Raw genomic sequence first — 19102 nt, 5'->3', positions numbered from 1 at the left:
TTGTCTTTCATTTACAATGATAAAGGGTTTCCCAAATAAAAATCAAGCACTTTTACCCTGAAAACATATTCATATTTCGAAGTTACTAAATCAGCCTGAGCATTGAAAAGATTATTCTGGGCAACCTGAAAGTCCACTGCGTTGATCGCTCCCACATCGAAACGCTGGGTGGCCATGCGGAACGCCTCCTCCATTGCCTCTACTCTCAACAGTGAACTTCTATAAGCCTGTCTGGCCGCATAAGCAGAAGTGTATGCTGTTTCAATTTCCTGCCGTAGCTGGTTTTTGGTCTCTATTTCCTGAATTTCGCTTAATCTTTTCTGAACCCTGGCCCTCTGCACACCTGCTCTGTTCCTGAAATTGGAAAAAATCGGGATGTTCAAAGAAAGATTGGCTGCCTGGGAAAGGTTGTTTTCAAACTGTCTCATTAAGGGGTCAGCCGTGCCAAAAGATACCTGGTCCACATAGTTGGAAAACACATTGGCGTTGATGCCCAGTGTCGGCGCAAATGCACCTTTGGCCATCCTCACCCCATACTCCGCACTTTCTACTCCCAACTCTGCCGCTTTTATCTGAGGTAAATGTTCTGTGGCCACAGAGTAAATATTGGCCACGCCCTTTGTCTCTATCTCCAAATTATCCACTTCAACTTCCGGCACCACTATATCAAATTCATCTGTAAAAGGTAACTGAAGGGCCTGTGACAGGTTTAATCTGGCAATGCGGAGGTTGTTTTCGGCGTTGATCACTTCCAGTTCATTGGTAGCGGTCTGCGCTCCCAAATCAAGTTGGTCTCCCCTGGGCAGCGCTCCTGCCATCACCAACCGTCTGGTCCTTTCCAGTTGATCCTGAGTGGTTTTTAGTTGGGACCGCGCTATATTTAATTGCTCCCTGGCAAATGCCACATTGATGAAAAGGTTGATGGCATTGAGCGTAATATCGTTTTCAGTGGCCGCTACATTTAACCTGCTGGTTTCCACCTCCAGCTGGGCCTGTTTGATACTGTTCCTGATCTGTCCACCTGCATAAATGGGCAAATTGGAACTGGCTGAAATATTCACATTTCCTATCCGCCTGGTCTCAAAAAGGTTGGTTACGGGATTAATGGACCTTCCCCAGCGAAACCCGGAAGATGCCCCGGCAGAGAAAGAAGGCAGCTGTTGCCCCCTTGCTTCCATTAATGCCGCTTCCGAATTCAAAAGGTTCAGTTCACTCCTTTTCAGGTTGAGATTATTTTCTATGGCAATGATGACGCATTCCTCCAAACTCAGGGCTTCAATATCAAAATCCTGAGCCAAAACTTCATTTTCCATCAGAATCAACATGCCAATGGCAAAAAAGTAAATCTTCCTCATAATGTAAAGAAATTAATTATATTCTGACAAGTAGACAAGGGCATAAATTGTCGTGGCGTGCACCCCTTCATATACAATGAGATTAACCGATCCAACATTTTTTTCAATATCTATGCTAAAAAATTTTCTGCATGACAATTTAATAACCAAAACATCAATTCACACCATTTATACTATATATTTAATTAATTTTAACAATCTATTCTTCTATACAGGATGAAATTATGTACGAAAACGAACAGTGAAATGACCGGTTTTGAGACAGTATTTCTTCAAAAAGCGGGTGCTACCTTTTTAGCTGCCGATGTGGCTTTTGCGAATCGTGCGGCATTCTTTGGAGACGGTATTTTTGAAACCATGGTATTTGCCCAAAAGAGAATACGCTTTGCAGATGCTCACCAAAAGCGGGCGAAGGAAGGAATGGATGTATTGAAATTGAGGCAAAATTCGGTTTCCTCAGTCCAGCAGATTGAGGAATATGTACGCAAAAATTTTCCCGCAGATGTTCCTTTAAGGATCAGATGGAATATCTATCGGGAAGGGATAGGGAAATACACGCCTACCACCTCGTCCCCACAGGAAACCCTGTTCGTCCAACCTTTTTCTCCGGCTCCGGCCATCAAAAACAAAGCTTATGTCTCAGAATCCGTTCATGTATGCCCTTCTCCATGGAGCCATTGCAAAACCTTAAACGGTCTTACTTATGTCATGGCCAATATGGAAAGGCAGGAAAAGGGGATGGATGAGGTAATCCTTACGGATGACAAAGGTTTTATCAGTGAAGCCGGTAGCGCTAACATCTTTTGGGTAAAAAACGGCAAGTATTATACCCCTTCCCTTAAACACAACGCGATAGCCGGAGTAAGCCGGGCGATGATCTGCGAAATACTCCAAAAAAAAGGGAAACTAATCCAGGAAGGCAGTTACACCTTTGACGACCTGCTCGGAGCAGAGCAGGTTTTTACCTCCAACGTCAGTGGACTCTCCTATATACAGCGGATCGATGAGAAAATGCTCTCTACCGATCCCATTCCTTTCTTGGAAGCGTTGTTTACATGGTAGGGTTATATGGCAACGGCTGCTTTGATATGAGGGTGCGGATCATAATTCAGGATCTCAAAATCCTCATACCTGAAACCGAATATGTCCCTTATTTCAGGATTCAGTTTCAGCTGAGGCAATGGCCTGGGATTCCGTGAAAGTTGTAGCCTGGCTTGGTCTATGTGATTATTATAGAGGTGTGCGTCTCCAAAGGTATGCACAAATTCCCCCGGCTGAAGATCACACACCTGGGCTATCATGGAAAGCAGCAGTGCATAGGAAGCGATGTTGAAGGGAACGCCCAGGAACACATCGGCGCTGCGTTGGTACAACTGGCAGGAAAGCCTGCCTTCCGCCACATAAAACTGAAACAGTAAGTGGCATGGAGGCAAAGCCATCTGATCCACATCAGCCACGTTCCAGGCACTCACAATGAGTCTCCTGGAATTGGGATTGGTTTTGATCTGGTGAACAAGGTTCTTTATCTGGTCTATCTCTCCGCCCTCGCCATCCGGCCAATGCCTCCACTGATAACCATACACCGGACCTAAATCCCCGTTTTCATCAGCCCATTCGTCCCAAATGGATACTTTGTTGTCCCTCAGGTATTGGATATTGGTGTCACCGTTCAGAAACCACAGCAACTCGTGAATAATGGAACGAACATGACATTTCTTGGTGGTGACCAAGGGGAAGCCTTCCTGCAGGTTAAAACGCATTTGGTAACCAAAGACGCTGATCGTCCCCGTTCCCGTCCGGTCCCCTTTCTGAACCCCCGTGTCCAAAATATGCTGAAGTAACTGATGGTATTGTCTCATGGAATAAACAGTGGTTTTATCCGTAATGTTGTTCGTAATATTTCTGATAGTCACCGGAAGTGACCCTTTCCAACCAATCCTGGTTATTGAGGTACCAGTCAACGGTCTTTTCTATCCCGGTTTCGAAGGTCAGGCTGGGTTCCCAACCCAATTCATTTTTAATATTGTCGGCGTCGATGGCATATCTCAAGTCATGTCCTGCCCTGTCTTTTACAAAAGTAATCAAGTCTGCTGATTCACCCGGTTTCCTGCCGAGTTTTTTGTCCATGATTTTGCACAGCAACCTCACGATATCGATGTTCTTCCATTCATTGAACCCTCCGACATTATAGGTAGCTCCCGGCTTGCCCTGATGGAATATCAAATCAATGGCCCTGGCATGGTCTTCCACATACAGCCAATCCCTGACATTTTCTCCCTTTCCGTATACCGGAAGAGGTTTGTTGTTTTTGATGTTATGGATGCACAGAGGAATCAATTTTTCCGGAAACTGATTCGGACCGTAATTATTCGAACAATTAGAAATCACCGTTTTCAGACCATAAGTATTGGCATAAGCCCTCACAAAATGATCAGAAGAAGCTTTCGAGGCGGAATAAGGCGATTGTGGGTCATAGGGCGTTTTTTCGGTAAAATACCCTCCCTCATCCAGGGAGCCATACACTTCATCCGTGGACACGTGATAAAACAAATGATTTTGTTTATCCTTCCAAAATTCCCTTGCCACATTGAGCAGGTTTACCGTGCCTATGACATTGGTTTTGACGAATGCCAGCGGATCGGAGATGGACCTGTCCACATGGGATTCTGCAGCCAGGTGAATGACCTCGGTAACCTGATAATCATTAAATACTTCTTTAAGCAACTCCTCATGGGCAATATCAACCTTCGAGAAATGGTAGTTGGCAGCTTGGTCAATATCTTTGAGGTTTTCCAAATTTCCCGCATAGGTAAGGCTGTCAAGATTTACAATCCTGTAATCCGGGTATTTATTGACGAAAAGTCTTACCACATGGGATCCAATAAAACCTGCTCCCCCTGTTATTAAAATAGATTTTTGCATAGTGCTTTGTTAAACCCTGAATTTCGATATTAATTTCTTGAACCAATGGGTTCGTGAAAGTTGGTCTTCTTCATAATAGTTACCGTTGTATTTATTTTTTTTCATGTATGAGTAACTATAACCGTACCCATAATTATAACCGGCAAAATCATAAGTATCCCCTCCGCTTCTTAAACCATTGAAAATCGCATAAAAATTACTTACCTGATCACTTGTATATAAGTCATTGATCATCAGCAGGTGATTTCTATGGGTATAATCATAACGTACAATATACAAATTTACGTCTGAGAACCGCAATAAATCCATGGTTTCTGAAACCAACCCTACCGGAGGACAGTCCATCACAATGATGTCAAACTCTTTTTCCAAATCATCAAAAAAAACCTTAAGCTTGTCCTTCAACAGCAGTTCGGAGGGGTTTGGCGGAACCGGGCCAGAAGGAACCATATATAGATTTTCGTATGGGGTTTTGATGATGATTTCCTCCGCTGAGTTTTTGTTGACCAAAAAAGTAGAAAGGCCTTTTTTATTCGATACCTTCAAATAGCTGGAAAGCTTAGGTTTTCTAAGGTCCATGCCCAAAATGCATGTTTTTTTTCCACTCAAAGCCATGGCTGAGGCTATATTAAGGCTGATAAAGGTCTTTCCTTCCCCGGATATGCTTGAGGTTACCAGAATTTTCTTGCATTTTTTTTCACTTGCCATGTAAAAAAGGGCCGACCTTAAGGATCTAAAGGATTCAGATGTAACAGATCGGGGGTGTTCGGCTACAAGTAGATTGGTCTTTTTGTCGCTATATCCGATGGTACCCAAGACAGGCATCCTCAAAATGCTTTTGAGCTGCACCTGGTCCATGATACGGGTGTTCAAAAAGTGGTATAAAAACAAAAAGCCAAAAGGAATGAAAAAACCCAGTCCCATGGCATAGGCATAATTTTGCAGCTTTTTGGGGAATATCAGCGTACCTTTTTTTGCATAATCCACTATACTGTTGTCCGGCACGTTGGAGGCTTTGGCTATCCCCGCCTCGGCCCGCTTTTCCAGCAGGTAAGTATATAGATTTTCCCTGAGTTTATATTCTCTGAAAATGTTGGTATAATTGGATTCAGCTTGTGGCAAATTGGAAAATTGCCTGTCATAAGAACGAAGCTGATCCGCAAACTCCTGCTTCCTTACCTCGGTGTTTTGGATCAGGTTATGGATGTTTTCAAACAGATTTTCTTTTAGCCTGTCAATTTGCTGATCCAGGACTCTGACATCCGGATGCGTCTCTTTCGCGACGGACAACAATTTTCTCCTTTCCAGCGAAAGTACCACCAGGCTCTGTATGAGCTCACTTAGCAGTCCATCCGAAACCCCGATAACAGAGGGAGCTACTACCTCTTCATAATTGGCTGTTTTGCTCTCCAGGTAGGCCCTCAATGTCCGGTAATAAGACAGCTCCAAATCTACGGCCTGTACACTTTCTTCCAGTCGCTGGATGTTAGCCAGAACACCGCCAAACTCCGCATCCACGTCCAAAAGTTTGTTGTCCACTTTAAATCGTTGCATTCTACTTTCGACGGAGCGCAGGGAATCCTCCACAATGTATAGCTGCTCTTCGATAAATTTTAAGGCATTCTCTGAAATCAGGTTCTTTTCTTTAAGATCATATTCCAAAAAGGAATCCATCAAGGCATTGACATAATCACTGCCTTTTTCCACAATTTTTGTAACCATGCTGACTTCAAGCACCGATCCATAATTGATCAATGGCCTTACCTGAACGGATTTGGAGTACTTGTCCACCAAGGTATTGGGATGGTGAAGCATGAACTCCACCATATCCCCCACGCGGGAAGGGTTCAACAGGTGCACCGTGAATTTGGTCCTGCCTCCCCTGACCTCCTCCCCAAACCGGTATGTTTTTCCAAAAACATCCAGTTCGTCCTCCACGTATTGGTTGTCCCAAAAGAAGCGGTCCAAAAGTTTATTTTCTTCACTGCCTATTCTGAATTCATCCTCCGAAATGATCTGCAAAAGCATCTTTTTGTCTTCCACTTGGGGATGACCCCAGTCCACATCGATACGGATAGGGGCATTCTTATAAAATTCAATCTCTTTGATATTGGTGGCTGCATAATAGCTCACATCAAAATGCAGCTTTTTCAGGGCCTCTTCGGCCAGGTTTTTTGACGTGAAGAGCAAAATATCGTTGGTAAGGTTTTCCCCACCCGAAAAGATATTCGACCTGTCGAGTATCCTTACCTCCGGAGAGGTATTTCGTTTTACCATCACACTTCCTCTGACTTCAAACCGCTCCACAGTATACCTGTGAAATAAAAAGACACCAATCAAGCCCAGACCCATACAAAAAATATACAAAGGCCAATAGCGGGCATATTTAATGAGGTAGTACTTGACGTCTGTCGGCTTTTCCTGCTCCTCAAACTTTGAAAGATCCAAATGCTCCATAATCAAAAAATACCTGAAGTAATCCCGTAAAGAAATAACAAAGCCGTGAGGACAGAAACCCCCAACTGCAGTGAGGCGGAGAGATTTTCACCGGATCCTACCTGTCTGACTTTCATAGGCTGAAGGTAGAGGATGTCGTTCGGCTGAATGAAATAGAACGGTGAAGCCAAAAGTCTCCTGTCATTAAGGTCAACCTGGTGTATTTTCGTACCCCCATCGTATTGCCTGATCAGAAATAGTTCGTTTTTCTTTGCAAGGATTTCGGATTCTCCGGACATGGCCAATGCATCAAAAATGGTTGCCCTGTTTTTAAGGATCATTTTTGTCCCCACGCTTCGGAATTCGCCCAAAGCTGTAAACCTTATGCCTCCTATTCTAAGCCTCACATCCACATTCTCTTTGAAATAGGCATTAATCTCCCCCTGCACTTTTTGCCTGGCCTCCTCTTCGGTCAAGCCAGCCACTTGGATCAGGCCCAGGATAGGCACCCTTATAAAGCCGTCCTTATCTATAGGATATCCTGAAAAATAAAAAATATCCATCGCTCCACCCATAGCGCCCATTCCACCTCTGCCCGTTCTTGCACTGTTAGCTCCTTGATACTCAAAGGCTTTAAGCAGCTCTTCGTTGGCTGAAGCAAAGTCGATATCAATAATATCAAAAGGCTGAAGGACATATTCATAATCCACATCGGCGTAAGGAATGAATTCATCCAAGCCGATAGGATCATTGCCTGACAGGTTCTGCAAATAATTGATCCTCCTATTGCTGATACAGGAAGCAACCAAAAACGACAACATCAACACGGGGACTATCCTCATCATGTACCTTAAAAGTCCTTAAAGATCAATGCCAAAATTAATTAAATAAGTACGGAATGAAAATAAATGGGATTTTTAAATTTATTCATCATTTTCCATTATCCAACAAACGATAATATTGATTCAAAATCTCCTGATGTACCAATTTACGGTCATACTTGGACCGCACGAGCTGATAAAGGTTCTCTGCAAACCCCTGCATCACCTCTCTTTTTACGAAGCCAAACTCCATGGCCTCTTTAAGTGCATCTACCTGACCTACAGGATAAACCAAAGCGGTTTTCATCGGTTTTGCCAGTTCTGTATTTCCCGGGATATCCGAACAGATAACCGGACAGCACATAGCACCGGCCTCCAACATGACGTTAGGAAACCCCTCCCGGTATGAGGCATGAATAAACACATCCGAAATGGCCAGGTAATAGGGCACATGGTCGGTCCAGGGAACATGGACGATCCTTGGATGATCATTGATCTTATTGATTGTTTTCCTTTCCAGAGGATCAAGTTCCTGTTCAAAGTCCCCCAGCAGTACCAGCTTGGACCGGTTAACAATCTTTGAAGCCAGATAAGCTTCCACCAAATCTTCTATACCTTTGTCTTTTACCAACCTGCCAGCGGCCAACATCACAAATTCATTCTCACCGGGAGAAACCCTCATCGTCGCGGCTACGAGATGGTTTTCCTGCAAATTGGCCCGGTCGAATACTTCCAGATCAACCCCATTTGAGGACCCTTCCCCGATCACTTTCACTTTTTCGGGTTCTGCCAGCCCTTCAGATAAAATCAAGTCCCTTAGCGACTGTGCATTCGGCCAAATCTCTGTGGCGAATTGGTAGGTCAGTTTTTCCGTACGGATTAAAAGTCTGCGCTTACTGTCTGAACTAAGCGTATGGGGTAAACCTGCCACTGTGTGGATCCGAACCGGTACCCTGGCCAATCTGGCCGCAATCATTCCCAATAAGCCTGCCTTGGGGGTATGGGTATGGACCACGTCGGGCTTTTCTTTCTTAAAAAGCTGCACCAGTAGCCATATACAATAAAGGTCTTTTAGAGGTGTGATTTTTCGGGTAAATGGGATGATCTCGTGCCGGCAGTCTTCATTTTTCAATACATCCCGCCATTCCTTGCCGTCAGCACTTACCATGATCACCTCAAACCCAGCCTTGCTCATGAATTTCATCTGGTCTTTCAAAAGCAATTTCAATGACAAAGGGACGGTGGTTATCCTGATTAATTTAGGCATGGAGTTATCTCTTATTATAAAAGGGTAAAGTTAGTTGTAATTTAGAATTTATTGAGAAAAATATTGATATCACAATATTTAGTTTCTCTTTCGGGACAATAATCGGACCGAAAACTTTATGGAAATGGAATCCAAAGCACCTATTTGGCGTAACAAGCCCATCGGTAAACGGTATTTATGGATTTGTTTCACTTATATTACTCAAAAAAGGAATATCTCTAACTCCATGATTAAGAGAATCGGCCGGATGACACACCGGGCATACCAAACAAAAAAAGTGAGGATCTCCTCACTTTTTTTGTCTATATGCACTCTCAAATTAAAAAGCCGGATCCTGTACTAAAGTTGGAGCTCCATCTTTATATGATCTTTCAATGGCTTCGAGAGGTACCGGAAAGAATTCATTCCGCCCTTTCGTGAAGGAAACGCCATTCAAATACGTTCGTTTATTACTTTCAACACGTAAGTATTCATTCAATACTTCCGCAGCAATGCCCCATCTTTGCAGGTCGAAGAACCTATGACCTTCCATAGCAAACTCCAACCTTGTTTCAAACCGTACCGCTTCTCTGGCAGTAACTTGATCAGTCCAAGGCTGGTTATAAGTATTGATAACATAGTTAGCAGCATACTCATCTTCCACAATATTAAAGTCGTTCCTGCTTGACCCTTGTATTGCCCGGGGAACAAACCCGTCAGGATTGGCGGCGCGTTCCCGGATCATGTTGACGAGTTCCCTTGCTCTTTCGAGATTTCCCAATTCCACTTCAATCTCCGCAAGCCAGAGAATGACCATTCCCAATCTCATGATTCTATAATTATTTGCAGAAAGCCGAGGGTTGGGTCCAATCCCAAAATAGGCGGGCTCAGCCAGGTGTTTCTTCGGGGAATAAGGACCTGCATAGTTTTGATCCCTGATAAAATCACTGCCATGTATTTTGAATCCTTTGAAAAGAATTCCTCTCCTACCCACCGTATGGTCGAGCCTAGGGTCCAAAGGACCTTCATAGGGCTCAAATGGTGCGTTCCAGGAGAGTCCCTGATCATTGGTAACGTCCTCGTCATTGAAGGTTTCCAACAAAGGAAGACCGTCATCTGAGGTTTTGTAGGCGTTAACCAGATTCTGGGTAGGCTGATAAAATCCGCAGCACCCCCATGGATCTGTATAAGGGTAATTCAAGGTAGTACCTTCATTCGAAGCTTGTTGATTGGCACTGCTGATTGCAAACTGAATTTCAAATATGGATTCCTCATTGTTCCTTCTACCCACTAGAAAATTCTCCTCGAAAGTGGGGACCAGCGAAAACCCTCCGTTCAACAGGATGTCTTCCAATAAAGGTTTGGCCTCTTCCAATTTTGAAACATTGGCGGCACCTGTTTCCTGGTCCCAGCCCTGGAACATTTTTGCCTTTGCCAAAAAGGCCTGTGCGGCCCATTTCGTAGGCCTTCCGACTTCATCCTGAATCTCTGGCAGTACGTTCATGGCCGCTTCAAAATCCGCTTCTATGTCGGGCCAGATTTCCCGGTCATTGGGAACCTTCGAACTTTCTAAGTCTACCAAATCAAACTGTTCATCATCGATGTAGGGGGCTCTTCTCCACATTTTTCTAGCCTCAAAATGGAAAAAGCCTCTCAAAAACCTTGCCTCGGCAATAATCTGAGCCCTTCTCTCATCACTGACATCTTCCGTCTCCTTTAGCGTATTCAGTACGTCGTTTGATCTAGCTATTCCTTTGTATACCGACCGCCATTTATTCCGGATATGTACATTTGTGGGTTGATAGTCGTACCGTTCCAGAAAAGACTGTTCGGGCTGGTCACCGGCATCAGTTCCCTTGTAAGCATCGTCAGAAACAACGCCCCCGTACACCCAATTATCTATGGAGGAATTCCAGGAGGATTGTCCGTCCAGTCCATAACCGGAAATCATCGAATATGCCCCGATAAGAATCCCCTCTACCCCATCTGGGTTAGTGAGTCCTATGGTACTGTGCTGTCCCTGTGGAACCGTTTCAAGAAATTCATCGCTACAGGAAAATGTCACCCCTCCTGCCAATAATGTTGACAATACAACTTTTATATATTTGGTTTTTATCTTTTTCATTGTTTTCGCTGGTTAGAATGTCACATTCAAGCCTAAAATCAAGTTTCTGGAGACGGGCATGTAACCGCCATCAAAGCCCAAAGTACTGTCCACCGTGGTTTGGATTTCGGGATTCATCCCGGTATAATTGGTGATGGTCAACAGATTTTGACCTTGAAAGTATACCGAAGCTCTGGTGAGTCCAAGTGCATTCAGTGTTGGCTGTGGAAGGCTGTAAGTCAACTGAACATTCCTTAGCCTAAAATAGGACCCGTCTTCAATAAAATAACTTGAGGGACGGCTGCTGATCTGGTCATCGGCATCCATTATAGGCGTGGTTCCTCCGGGGTTTTCAGGAGTCCAGGCATTGTACAAGGCATCCCTCGATTTGTTACCTTGGAATGTATTGAAATCAGTCCAATAGCGCATATAATTAAAAATATCGTTACCTACAGAACCGTTGCCGAATAAAGTCAGGTCCCAGTTTCTATATCCAACATTGACGTTTACCCCATAAACGAATTTGGGATGGGGATTTCCAATAATTGTCCTGTCATTATCGTCGATAATACCATCTCCGTTCACATCTTCGACCTTGAACTTGCCTACCGCATTATAATTGCCATATGGTGGATGGGCATCCGCTTCCTCCTGGGTTTGGAAAATGCCCAGATTATTATAACCAAAAAAAGATGAAATCGGATACCCCGCTTGTGTCACCGTCACGGCAGGAACCCGCGAAGTGTTTCCAAAAAACACATTGTCTTCGTTCTCATCCAAGACATCGACATTGTTTCTATACATAGAATAGTTGGCTGAAACACTGTACCTTAGGTCACCGCCCAAGCCAGTATCGTTATAACCCAGATTCAGATCCAGTCCTTTGTTGGTCATTTGGCCGACGTTTACTGACGGGGCGATAGCATCTCCGTGTCCATAACTGATGGGGGGCTGAAACAACATGTCTGTGGTAACCCGGTTCCATATATCAAATTCGAAGAAGATTTTTCCATCCCACATTTCTACATCCAAACCCAGGTTATTAGAGGTCGTGGTTTCCCATCTCGCATTAGGATTACCGAATCTTTGGGTATCAAAGCCAATCCTGGGGTTTGAGGTAGAACCATCGATGGGATAGCCCGCGTTAAATATATTGGAACGGTAAGTAGTAAAAGCATTGTAATCACCGATCAATTGATTACCTGTCATCCCCCATCCATACCTCAATTTCATATCGGAAACGAACGGCAAAGCATCAGCCATAAAGGCCTCATCCGAAAGCCGCCATCCCAAACTAAAGGCTGGAAATACCGCATTTCTCGACGCTGCCAAAAACCGGGACGAAGCGTCATTTCTTAAAATAAACTGGGCCATGTATTTTCCATCGTATGAGTAGTTTATTTTTCCAAACTGAGAATATAACCTGTAATCGGATTGAACATAGCCAAAGTTGGTCGCAGTGGTGGGATCGCCTAAATCCAGATAGCCTATGACAGGCACTGTTTCAAACGGATACCTTTGCCTGGCCGCCCCGAAGATCTCGCCAAATTCTTTGATGGATTCTACACCGAGATAGGCATCAATGGCATGCACATCGTTAAAAGTTTTGGTATAGCTGATGGTGTTAGTCCATACCCACTGATAGGAATATGCATTTTCCGCAGTAGAGCTGTTGATAAAGTTTCCTTCGACATATTCAGGTTGGGGTCTCCCGATAAACCTCCCCCTTCTGTTGTTGCCATCAATTCCAAAACTCGTTTTTACCATAATATTATCGGTGACATCATAGGACGCATACACATTGCCAAAGATCCTTAACCTCATATTACGGTTATCCTGCTGCCGGGACAATACAGCCACAGGGTTAAAATTATTGCCAAGGTTAGCTCCCCGGCTTCCTGCAAAATTCCCCATAATATCATATACTGGTAAAAGAGGGTGCTGCAAATATGAACTGAATACGGCATTTTGTTCCTGATTGTTACCAAACCCCCCTTTTCGATTATCGAAGGAAGCAGTAAGGTTTTCCCCAATGGTCAACTTGTTGTCCAATGCCTGAAACTCCGTATTCGCCCTGATGGAGTATCTTTCATATCCTATATCATTCACTATACCTTCCTGGTTGAAATAATTTAACGACAGGGCATATCTGCCGTTCTCCGTACCGCCGTTGGCGCTAATCTGATAACTTTGTATAGGTGAGGTACGGGTGGTTTCATTCCACCAGTCGGTATCCGCAGCGCGGGTAATAGGATATATATTTCCCGGTTCCAGGGCATAGAGGCTGGGGTCAGTAGCTGGGTCCCCCTCCATGGCACCGCTCGGAAAAACATAGTCAGGGATCATCACTTCACCATTCGGTCCCCATGAATACTGTCCGTGACTGGGTGTTCTGCCAGCATTGAGGTTTGCTTGGTATAGGTACCTTCCCAGCTCTTCAGCATTTAAAGGGTTTGGCCTATTGTCCGCCGCTTGTGTTCCATAGTAAGCATCAAAAGAAATAGACGGTTTACCCACCTTGCCCCTCTTCGTTGTGATGATCACGACACCGTTTGCAGCCCTGGATCCGTAGATGGACGCCGCCGAGGCATCTTTGAGCACCTGTATGGACTCAATGTCATTGGGGTTCAGGTTAGCCTGGTTCTGGGTCGGTACCCCATCAATCACATATAGGGGATCATTGTTACCAATGGTGCCGAAACCTCTGATCCGCACAGTGGCGTTGCCACCGGGGGTGGCGTCGTTGACGATATTGATCCCTGCTGCCCGTCCCTGAAGTTGTTGAGCAAAAGTCGTAGCCGGGATGGACAACAGCTCATCAGCATCAACAGATGTCACTGCCCCGGTAATTTCTCGACGGGATTGAGAGCCGTATCCGGTAACCACTACTTCATCTAAACCGCTGACACCCTGCTCCAACAGGACGTCAACCGTGTTTCTATTGCCGACGATTTCTTCTTTGTTGGTATATCCGAGAAACGAAAACACCAAAACGGCATCATCATCTGGCACACTTATGGTGTACTGTCCATCAATATCCGTAACCGTCCCACTGGAGGTTCCTTTTACCAAGACAGCTGCTCCTGGCAGGGGGTCACCCAGGTCATCCGAGACTGTGCCCGTCACTTCTCTCTGGGCAAATGCAAGGGATGCATTCACCAGGACAAGCAACAATGACAAATTAAGCACTTTGTACATTCTCAACATAAATAAATAGGTTTATTGTTTAATTTAAATAAAGCTCAATTATTATTGTAAAACTTAAAATATAAATTATTTTTATATACTATAATCAATAATATTATTTATTAAATTACATTAATCAATAACTAAACTATATAACTATTAATTAACCCTCAATAATTACTTACATACATCAACAGTGGAAAGGAGTAGATAGGTTGTTTTCCAAAAATTTGGCACGGGTGATTTCTGCCATACTTAAAACAGTAGAGATATATGACATAATAGTTGGGTTTTGGGTCAAGTATCTGAATCAATGCAAGTTATACCAAGTACTGTTCAAAACCTTTTGAGATAACTTCGAAGCAAGTTTACAATTTTTTGTTCTAAAACAGAAAGTTTTTTATTAAAAAAAAACAAAACAACCATAGTTAAAGATAAAATCATGTAATCTTATTATTTTATATTTAAAAAAATAACAAATAATTCATTCAACAAAAATAGTTAATCATATTTTAAGATATTCTGAAACATTATTTTTCATTAAGCTCAAATAACTAAATGGATACTTTTTTCTAATCCAAAAAAAGAGCTGGCATGATGATCATCCCAGCCCCTTTTAGTTGATTAAAAAAGTTTCATCACATCATTTGTTTTCCCTACTCAAAGAAAAAGGAAAGTCCTCATTACCCGTCCCTCTGACAGGGTTGGCCTGGTCCGACATTTCGAATTTCAATACGCCTCCTTGCATCAGTTCCTGATGGCTGACCCAGCTGGCTGTACGTTCTTGGCCATTCCACCAAAGTTTATTTACGTAACGGTTCTCCTTTTTATTCTTCGGTGCTTCGATGATAAGCGTCTTGTCATTTTCCAGTTTAACCGTCATTTTTTTGAACAGGGGGCTGCCCATCACATATTCGTCTGTCCCCGGACAAACCGGGTAAAATCCCATGGCAGAAAAAACATACCAGGCGGAAGTCTGTCCATTGTCCTCGTCACCGCAGTAGCCATCCGGTGTAGGTTTATACATCCTGTCCATCGTTTCCCTTACCCAATACTGCGCCTTCCAAGGGGCTCCTGCATAATTATAAAGGTAGATCATGTGCTGTATGGGCTGGTTGCCATGGGCATATTGTCCCATGTCGGCGACCTGCATCTCCCGGATCTCATGGATCACAAAGCCGTAATAACTTTCTTCAAAGACTGGAGGGAGATCAAAGACTTCATCCAGCTTTTGAATAAAGGCTTCTCTGCCCCCCATTAGCCCGATCAGACCCTCCACGTCATGAAATACCGACCAGGTATAATGCCAGCTGTTGCCCTCCGTGAAAGCATCCCCCCATTTGAAAGGGTCAAACGGCTTCATGAACTCCCCGTTTTTCATTTTTCCGCGCATAAGACCTGCCCCGGGATCAAAAAGGTTTTTATAATTCAGGCTCCTCTTTCTGTACAGCTCAATTTCTTCCTTTGGCCGGTCCAGTGCTTTGGCCAGCCGGTAAATGGTGAAGTCGTTATAAGCGTATTCCAACGTCCGGGCCGCATTTTCATTGATACCCACATCATAGGGCACATAGCCCATCTCATTGTAATAATCAGCACCTGCCCTTCCCACTGCTGTCAACGGCCCTTCATTGTTGGCCCCATGTAACAGGGCCTCATAAAGGGTTTCGATGTCGTAATCATATTGTTGTCCCAACTTGAGATAGGCATCGGCCACTACAGACGCCGAATTGTTGCCTATCATCACGTTTCGTAATCCCGGGCTCGCCCATTCAGGAAGCCAGCCGCTTTCTTTATAGGCATTGGCCAGGCCTTCCTGCATCCGGCTGTTAAGTTCTGGAAACATCAGGTTCAGAAAAGGAAACAAGGAGCGGAACGTATCCCAAAACCCGGTATCGGTAAACATATAACCCGGCAAAACTTCCCCGTTGTACGGACTGTAATGCATGACGTTTCCCTGCTCATCGTATTCATAAAATTTTCTGGGAAAAAGCATTGATCTATACAGACAGGAATAAAATGTCCGGACATCCTCCACGGTTCCCCCTTCAACTTCAATACGGCCGAGCATGGCGTCCCAGATTTCCCTTCCTTCCTCTTTGACCACCTCAAAACTTTTGGCTTCTATCTCTTTTAGGTTGCGTTCCGCCTGTTCAAAGCTGATGAAGGAGGAAGCAACTTTTGCATGGACCTGCTCCCCTTTTTGAGTAGAAAAAGTGATAATGGCACCCGCATGATCCGATTCCTGTTCCGACACCTGGACAAGGGACCCGTCTTTAAAAGTATGTACGGATTCGATGGGTTTATCAACGTAGATGACAAAGTAGTTTTTAAAATTATCCGGAACCCCTCCACTGTTTTTGGTCGTGTAACCGATGATTTTATTTTCCTCCGGGATGACTTTGATAAAAGACCCGCCATCCAAAGCATCAATCACCAGTCCGGCCTCGTCCGTTCCGGGATAGGTGAAACGGAAAAAAGCAGCCCTGTCTGTAGGCGTGAACTCAGCGGTAACGTCATGATCAGCCAGATAGACACTGTAATAGTAGGGTTTGACGGTCTCGGATTTATGGTTAAACCAACTGGCACGGTCGTCTTCTTCAAACCCCGGCTTGCCCGTCACTGGCATGATGGCAAACTGACCATAATCATTCATCCACGGAGAAGGCTGATGGGTTTGTTTGAAACCCCTGATGCGGTCAGCCGAATAGGAGTAGATCCAGCCGTTGCCCATCTTTCCGGTCTGCGGTGTCCAGAAATTCATGCCCCAAGGCCTGGCTATAGCCGGGTAAACATTGCCGTTGGAAAAGCTCGGCTTGGAATCGGTTCCCATCAAGGGATTTACCCAATCCACGGGGGATTCCACCCGGTCCACATACACGTCCTGCGCAAATCCATTTAACATAAACAAAAAACAGCCCATCAAAATGGCTGCTATTTGTTTCAATAGACTTCTGTCAAAAAAGGAACACACTGGTTCCCAAGAGGTTCCCAGCGTGTTTTGATCAAAACTGTTTTCCACTATTTCAGGGTGTTGATCCATTGTGCGATTTTTAACGCGTCTTCCTTGGGCACATGGGGCATGGGCGGCATGGGCGTGGCATACTCCGGCCAGTTTTGGGGCTCCGGTGTATGGATCAGTTCCACGATTTTTTCTGCGGAATAATCCCTCTTGGCCACATCCTTGTAGGCGGGACCAACCTGCTTGGTGTCCTTGTTATGACAAGCAATACAGGTATGTTTGCTCAAAAGTGTTTTTATAAGATCTTCATCTACCGTCTCCTTGACCGCCTTAGTCTCCTGCTTTTGTCCGGTTTGGGTCGCCTGGGCCAAAGCTTTTGGGGTGACGTTTTTGGGCTGCGCCTCTTCCTGCTTCACGGACGAATTGAAAGTGCTCATTTCATTGGCTGCCAAAGCCGCTCCATCAGGTATATTGTTCAGCGTGTAATAGGCAGAGGGATGTACAAGCGAATAGTAAGTATCCTTCTCTCTTACCCCGTCCAACAGGATATGGTGGATATGGTATTGTTTCAATCCGTCCACCTTGATCCGGGCTTTAAGTCCATCGGCTGAGACTTTCACCCCTTGCACGGAGGCGGTTTCATTGGCTACCGGCGGACTGCCATACACGGGGTGGTACTTATAGATAAAAGTCTGTACCGAATAAGAAGCGAGATCCTCTGCGGATTTCCTGTCAACAGGTTTGGTGAATTCGATTTCGAAACCATCCGGCATGGCCTTTACGGTTCTCATTTCGAATGGAACCTCTCCGTTCCAAACCAGTCTTTCCAGGCCCTCGTTGGCATCGCCTGCTGACCCCCACCCACGGTTGGTTTCACCTACAAACAATGATTTGTCCTGACCCCAGGCCATCCGCAGGACACCTGAACGGAAATTGCTTCTGAAATCGATGGCCACGCCCTGTAGCTCTCCTTTGACTTCTTCCAATGCCACACGCATGATCTTGCTTTGTCCCTGGTCTCCCACCAAAAGCTGTCCAGCAAACGGGCCAAAATGTCCCTCAGGGATTTTTATGGGTTCAGAGGTGGAAATACCCTGGATACCATAGGGAAACCATACGGCTGGCAAAGTCAAATCGGGCAGCTGCTCTTTGGCCTGATACATGGTGATGTATTCTTCCTCTACCATGTTTTCCGGCTTGATGTACCTCCCCTGATCATCTTTTATCAACCTTGGATCAACCACTTTGTTGAACGCTTCCATGGTGAGACTCAATGGGGAGTTGGACAGGTTGGTCCACTGCAATCCTCCGGGATGTCCTACAAAGGCGCCTTTTTTCACGTGCCAGATGCCTCCTGTAGCCATGTAGTCCCCCTGGTTTTCGGTATAGAAAAGCTTTCCGTCAATGTGGCCCAGACCTGCTGGGGAACGCATTCCTGTTGCCCAGGGCTCCATCTGACCATCAGGGCTGATTTTCATCACCCAACCTCTGTAAGGGACCCTGCTGTCCCCTCTCCACCACTGGCCGTCAATGCCAAAAGCCAGGTTTCCGGAAACGTAAAAATTGCCTTCCTCATCTATCACAGGGCCATAGCTATATTCATGATAATGACCAGATACCGGCCATGCATACACGGTTTCATACAAATCGGCCTTGCCATCCTGATTGGTATCGGTCAGCTTGGTAAGTTCACCCCGCTGGGCACAGTAAAAACTGCCATCTACATAACGCAGCCCCAACACCTCGTGCAATCCCGATGCAAATTTCCTGAAAAAAGGCCGGGCACTGGTGGGGTTCTCCACAATATAAATATCCCCCCTTCGCGTTGCCACGCCCAGATTACCATTGGGCATTACGGTCAATCCACCCACTTCGAGCAAGGTGCCTTCAGGGGCGCTCACTTTCATGATCCTGAAATAATCCTCCTCCGTAGGGGACTCTTGGGCATAAGCGCCCATGCTCCATCCAAGAACAACAAGGAAAAATGCGAACGCGGTATTTTTTAAATTTTTCATATGATTATCATTTGTTCTTAATAGGCCATATGGAATCTCGCATGTATTATAATCATCC

Annotated in this window: 11 protein-coding genes; 1 reads left to right on the top strand and 10 read right to left on the bottom strand. The window is 44.9% G+C overall.

Annotated features, from left to right (window positions below; translation table 11 throughout):
* Positions 1 to 11: 11 nt before the first annotated feature.
* Positions 12 to 1355, bottom strand: a complete 1344-nt coding sequence (locus tag ACFPFU_RS12410) for a TolC family protein (RefSeq protein WP_377064933.1) — start codon at positions 1353 to 1355, stop codon at positions 12 to 14.
* 246 nt (positions 1356 to 1601) lie between these two features.
* On the opposite strand from ACFPFU_RS12410, the gene ACFPFU_RS12405 reads away from it, so the two are divergent.
* On the top strand, positions 1602 to 2417 hold the full coding sequence (locus tag ACFPFU_RS12405) for an aminotransferase class IV (RefSeq protein WP_377064932.1): 816 nt from the start codon (positions 1602 to 1604) through the stop codon (positions 2415 to 2417).
* 2 nt (positions 2418 to 2419) lie between these two features.
* On the opposite strand, the gene ACFPFU_RS12400 is transcribed toward ACFPFU_RS12405, so the two are convergent.
* The 9 genes from ACFPFU_RS12400 to ACFPFU_RS12360 all read right to left on the bottom strand — a co-directional run bounded on the left by ACFPFU_RS12400 (position 2420) and on the right by ACFPFU_RS12360 (position 19044).
* Positions 2420 to 3214 (bottom strand): thymidylate synthase, encoded by a 795-nt coding sequence (locus ACFPFU_RS12400; RefSeq protein WP_377064930.1) that lies wholly within the window; start codon positions 3212 to 3214, stop codon positions 2420 to 2422.
* A 16-nt stretch (positions 3215 to 3230) separates the two neighbouring features.
* Positions 3231 to 4277, bottom strand: coding sequence for a dTDP-glucose 4,6-dehydratase (rfbB, locus tag ACFPFU_RS12395; RefSeq protein WP_377064929.1), 1047 nt, complete (start codon positions 4275 to 4277; stop codon positions 3231 to 3233).
* Positions 4278 to 4286: 9 nt separating this feature from the next.
* Complete coding sequence (locus ACFPFU_RS12390) at positions 4287 to 6734, bottom strand: GumC family protein (RefSeq protein WP_377064927.1); 2448 nt, start codon at positions 6732 to 6734, stop codon at positions 4287 to 4289.
* 2 nt (positions 6735 to 6736) lie between these two features.
* Positions 6737 to 7558 (bottom strand): polysaccharide biosynthesis/export family protein, encoded by an 822-nt coding sequence (locus ACFPFU_RS12385; RefSeq protein WP_377064925.1) that lies wholly within the window; start codon positions 7556 to 7558, stop codon positions 6737 to 6739.
* An 85-nt stretch (positions 7559 to 7643) separates the two neighbouring features.
* Positions 7644 to 8801, bottom strand: coding sequence for a glycosyltransferase family 4 protein (locus ACFPFU_RS12380; RefSeq protein WP_377064923.1), 1158 nt, complete (start codon positions 8799 to 8801; stop codon positions 7644 to 7646).
* A 319-nt stretch (positions 8802 to 9120) separates the two neighbouring features.
* The gene (locus tag ACFPFU_RS12375; RefSeq protein WP_377064921.1) at positions 9121 to 10905 is read right to left on the bottom strand and encodes a RagB/SusD family nutrient uptake outer membrane protein; all 1785 of its coding nucleotides are present in this window, start codon (positions 10903 to 10905) and stop codon (positions 9121 to 9123) included.
* A gap of 12 nt (positions 10906 to 10917) precedes the next feature.
* A complete protein-coding gene (locus ACFPFU_RS12370; protein WP_377064919.1) occupies positions 10918 to 14091 on the bottom strand; it encodes a SusC/RagA family TonB-linked outer membrane protein in 3174 nt (1057 codons plus the stop codon).
* Positions 14092 to 14713: 622 nt separating this feature from the next.
* Positions 14714 to 16972 carry a GH92 family glycosyl hydrolase gene (locus ACFPFU_RS12365; protein ID WP_377065203.1) on the bottom strand — a complete coding sequence of 753 codons (2259 nt, stop codon included), beginning with the start codon at positions 16970 to 16972 and terminating at the stop codon, positions 14714 to 14716.
* A gap of 116 nt (positions 16973 to 17088) precedes the next feature.
* Positions 17089 to 19044, bottom strand: a complete 1956-nt coding sequence (locus ACFPFU_RS12360) for a c-type cytochrome (RefSeq protein WP_377064917.1) — start codon at positions 19042 to 19044, stop codon at positions 17089 to 17091.
* Between the last annotated feature and the right edge of the window lie 58 nt (positions 19045 to 19102).

Origin of the sequence: Negadavirga shengliensis, assembly GCF_042652345.1 — a bacterium.
Classification (GTDB): Bacteria; Bacteroidota; Bacteroidia; order Cytophagales; family Cyclobacteriaceae; genus Negadavirga; species Negadavirga shengliensis.
Note: the sequence above shows the minus strand (reverse complement) of the source record. Positions and strands in the feature narration are given on the sequence as shown.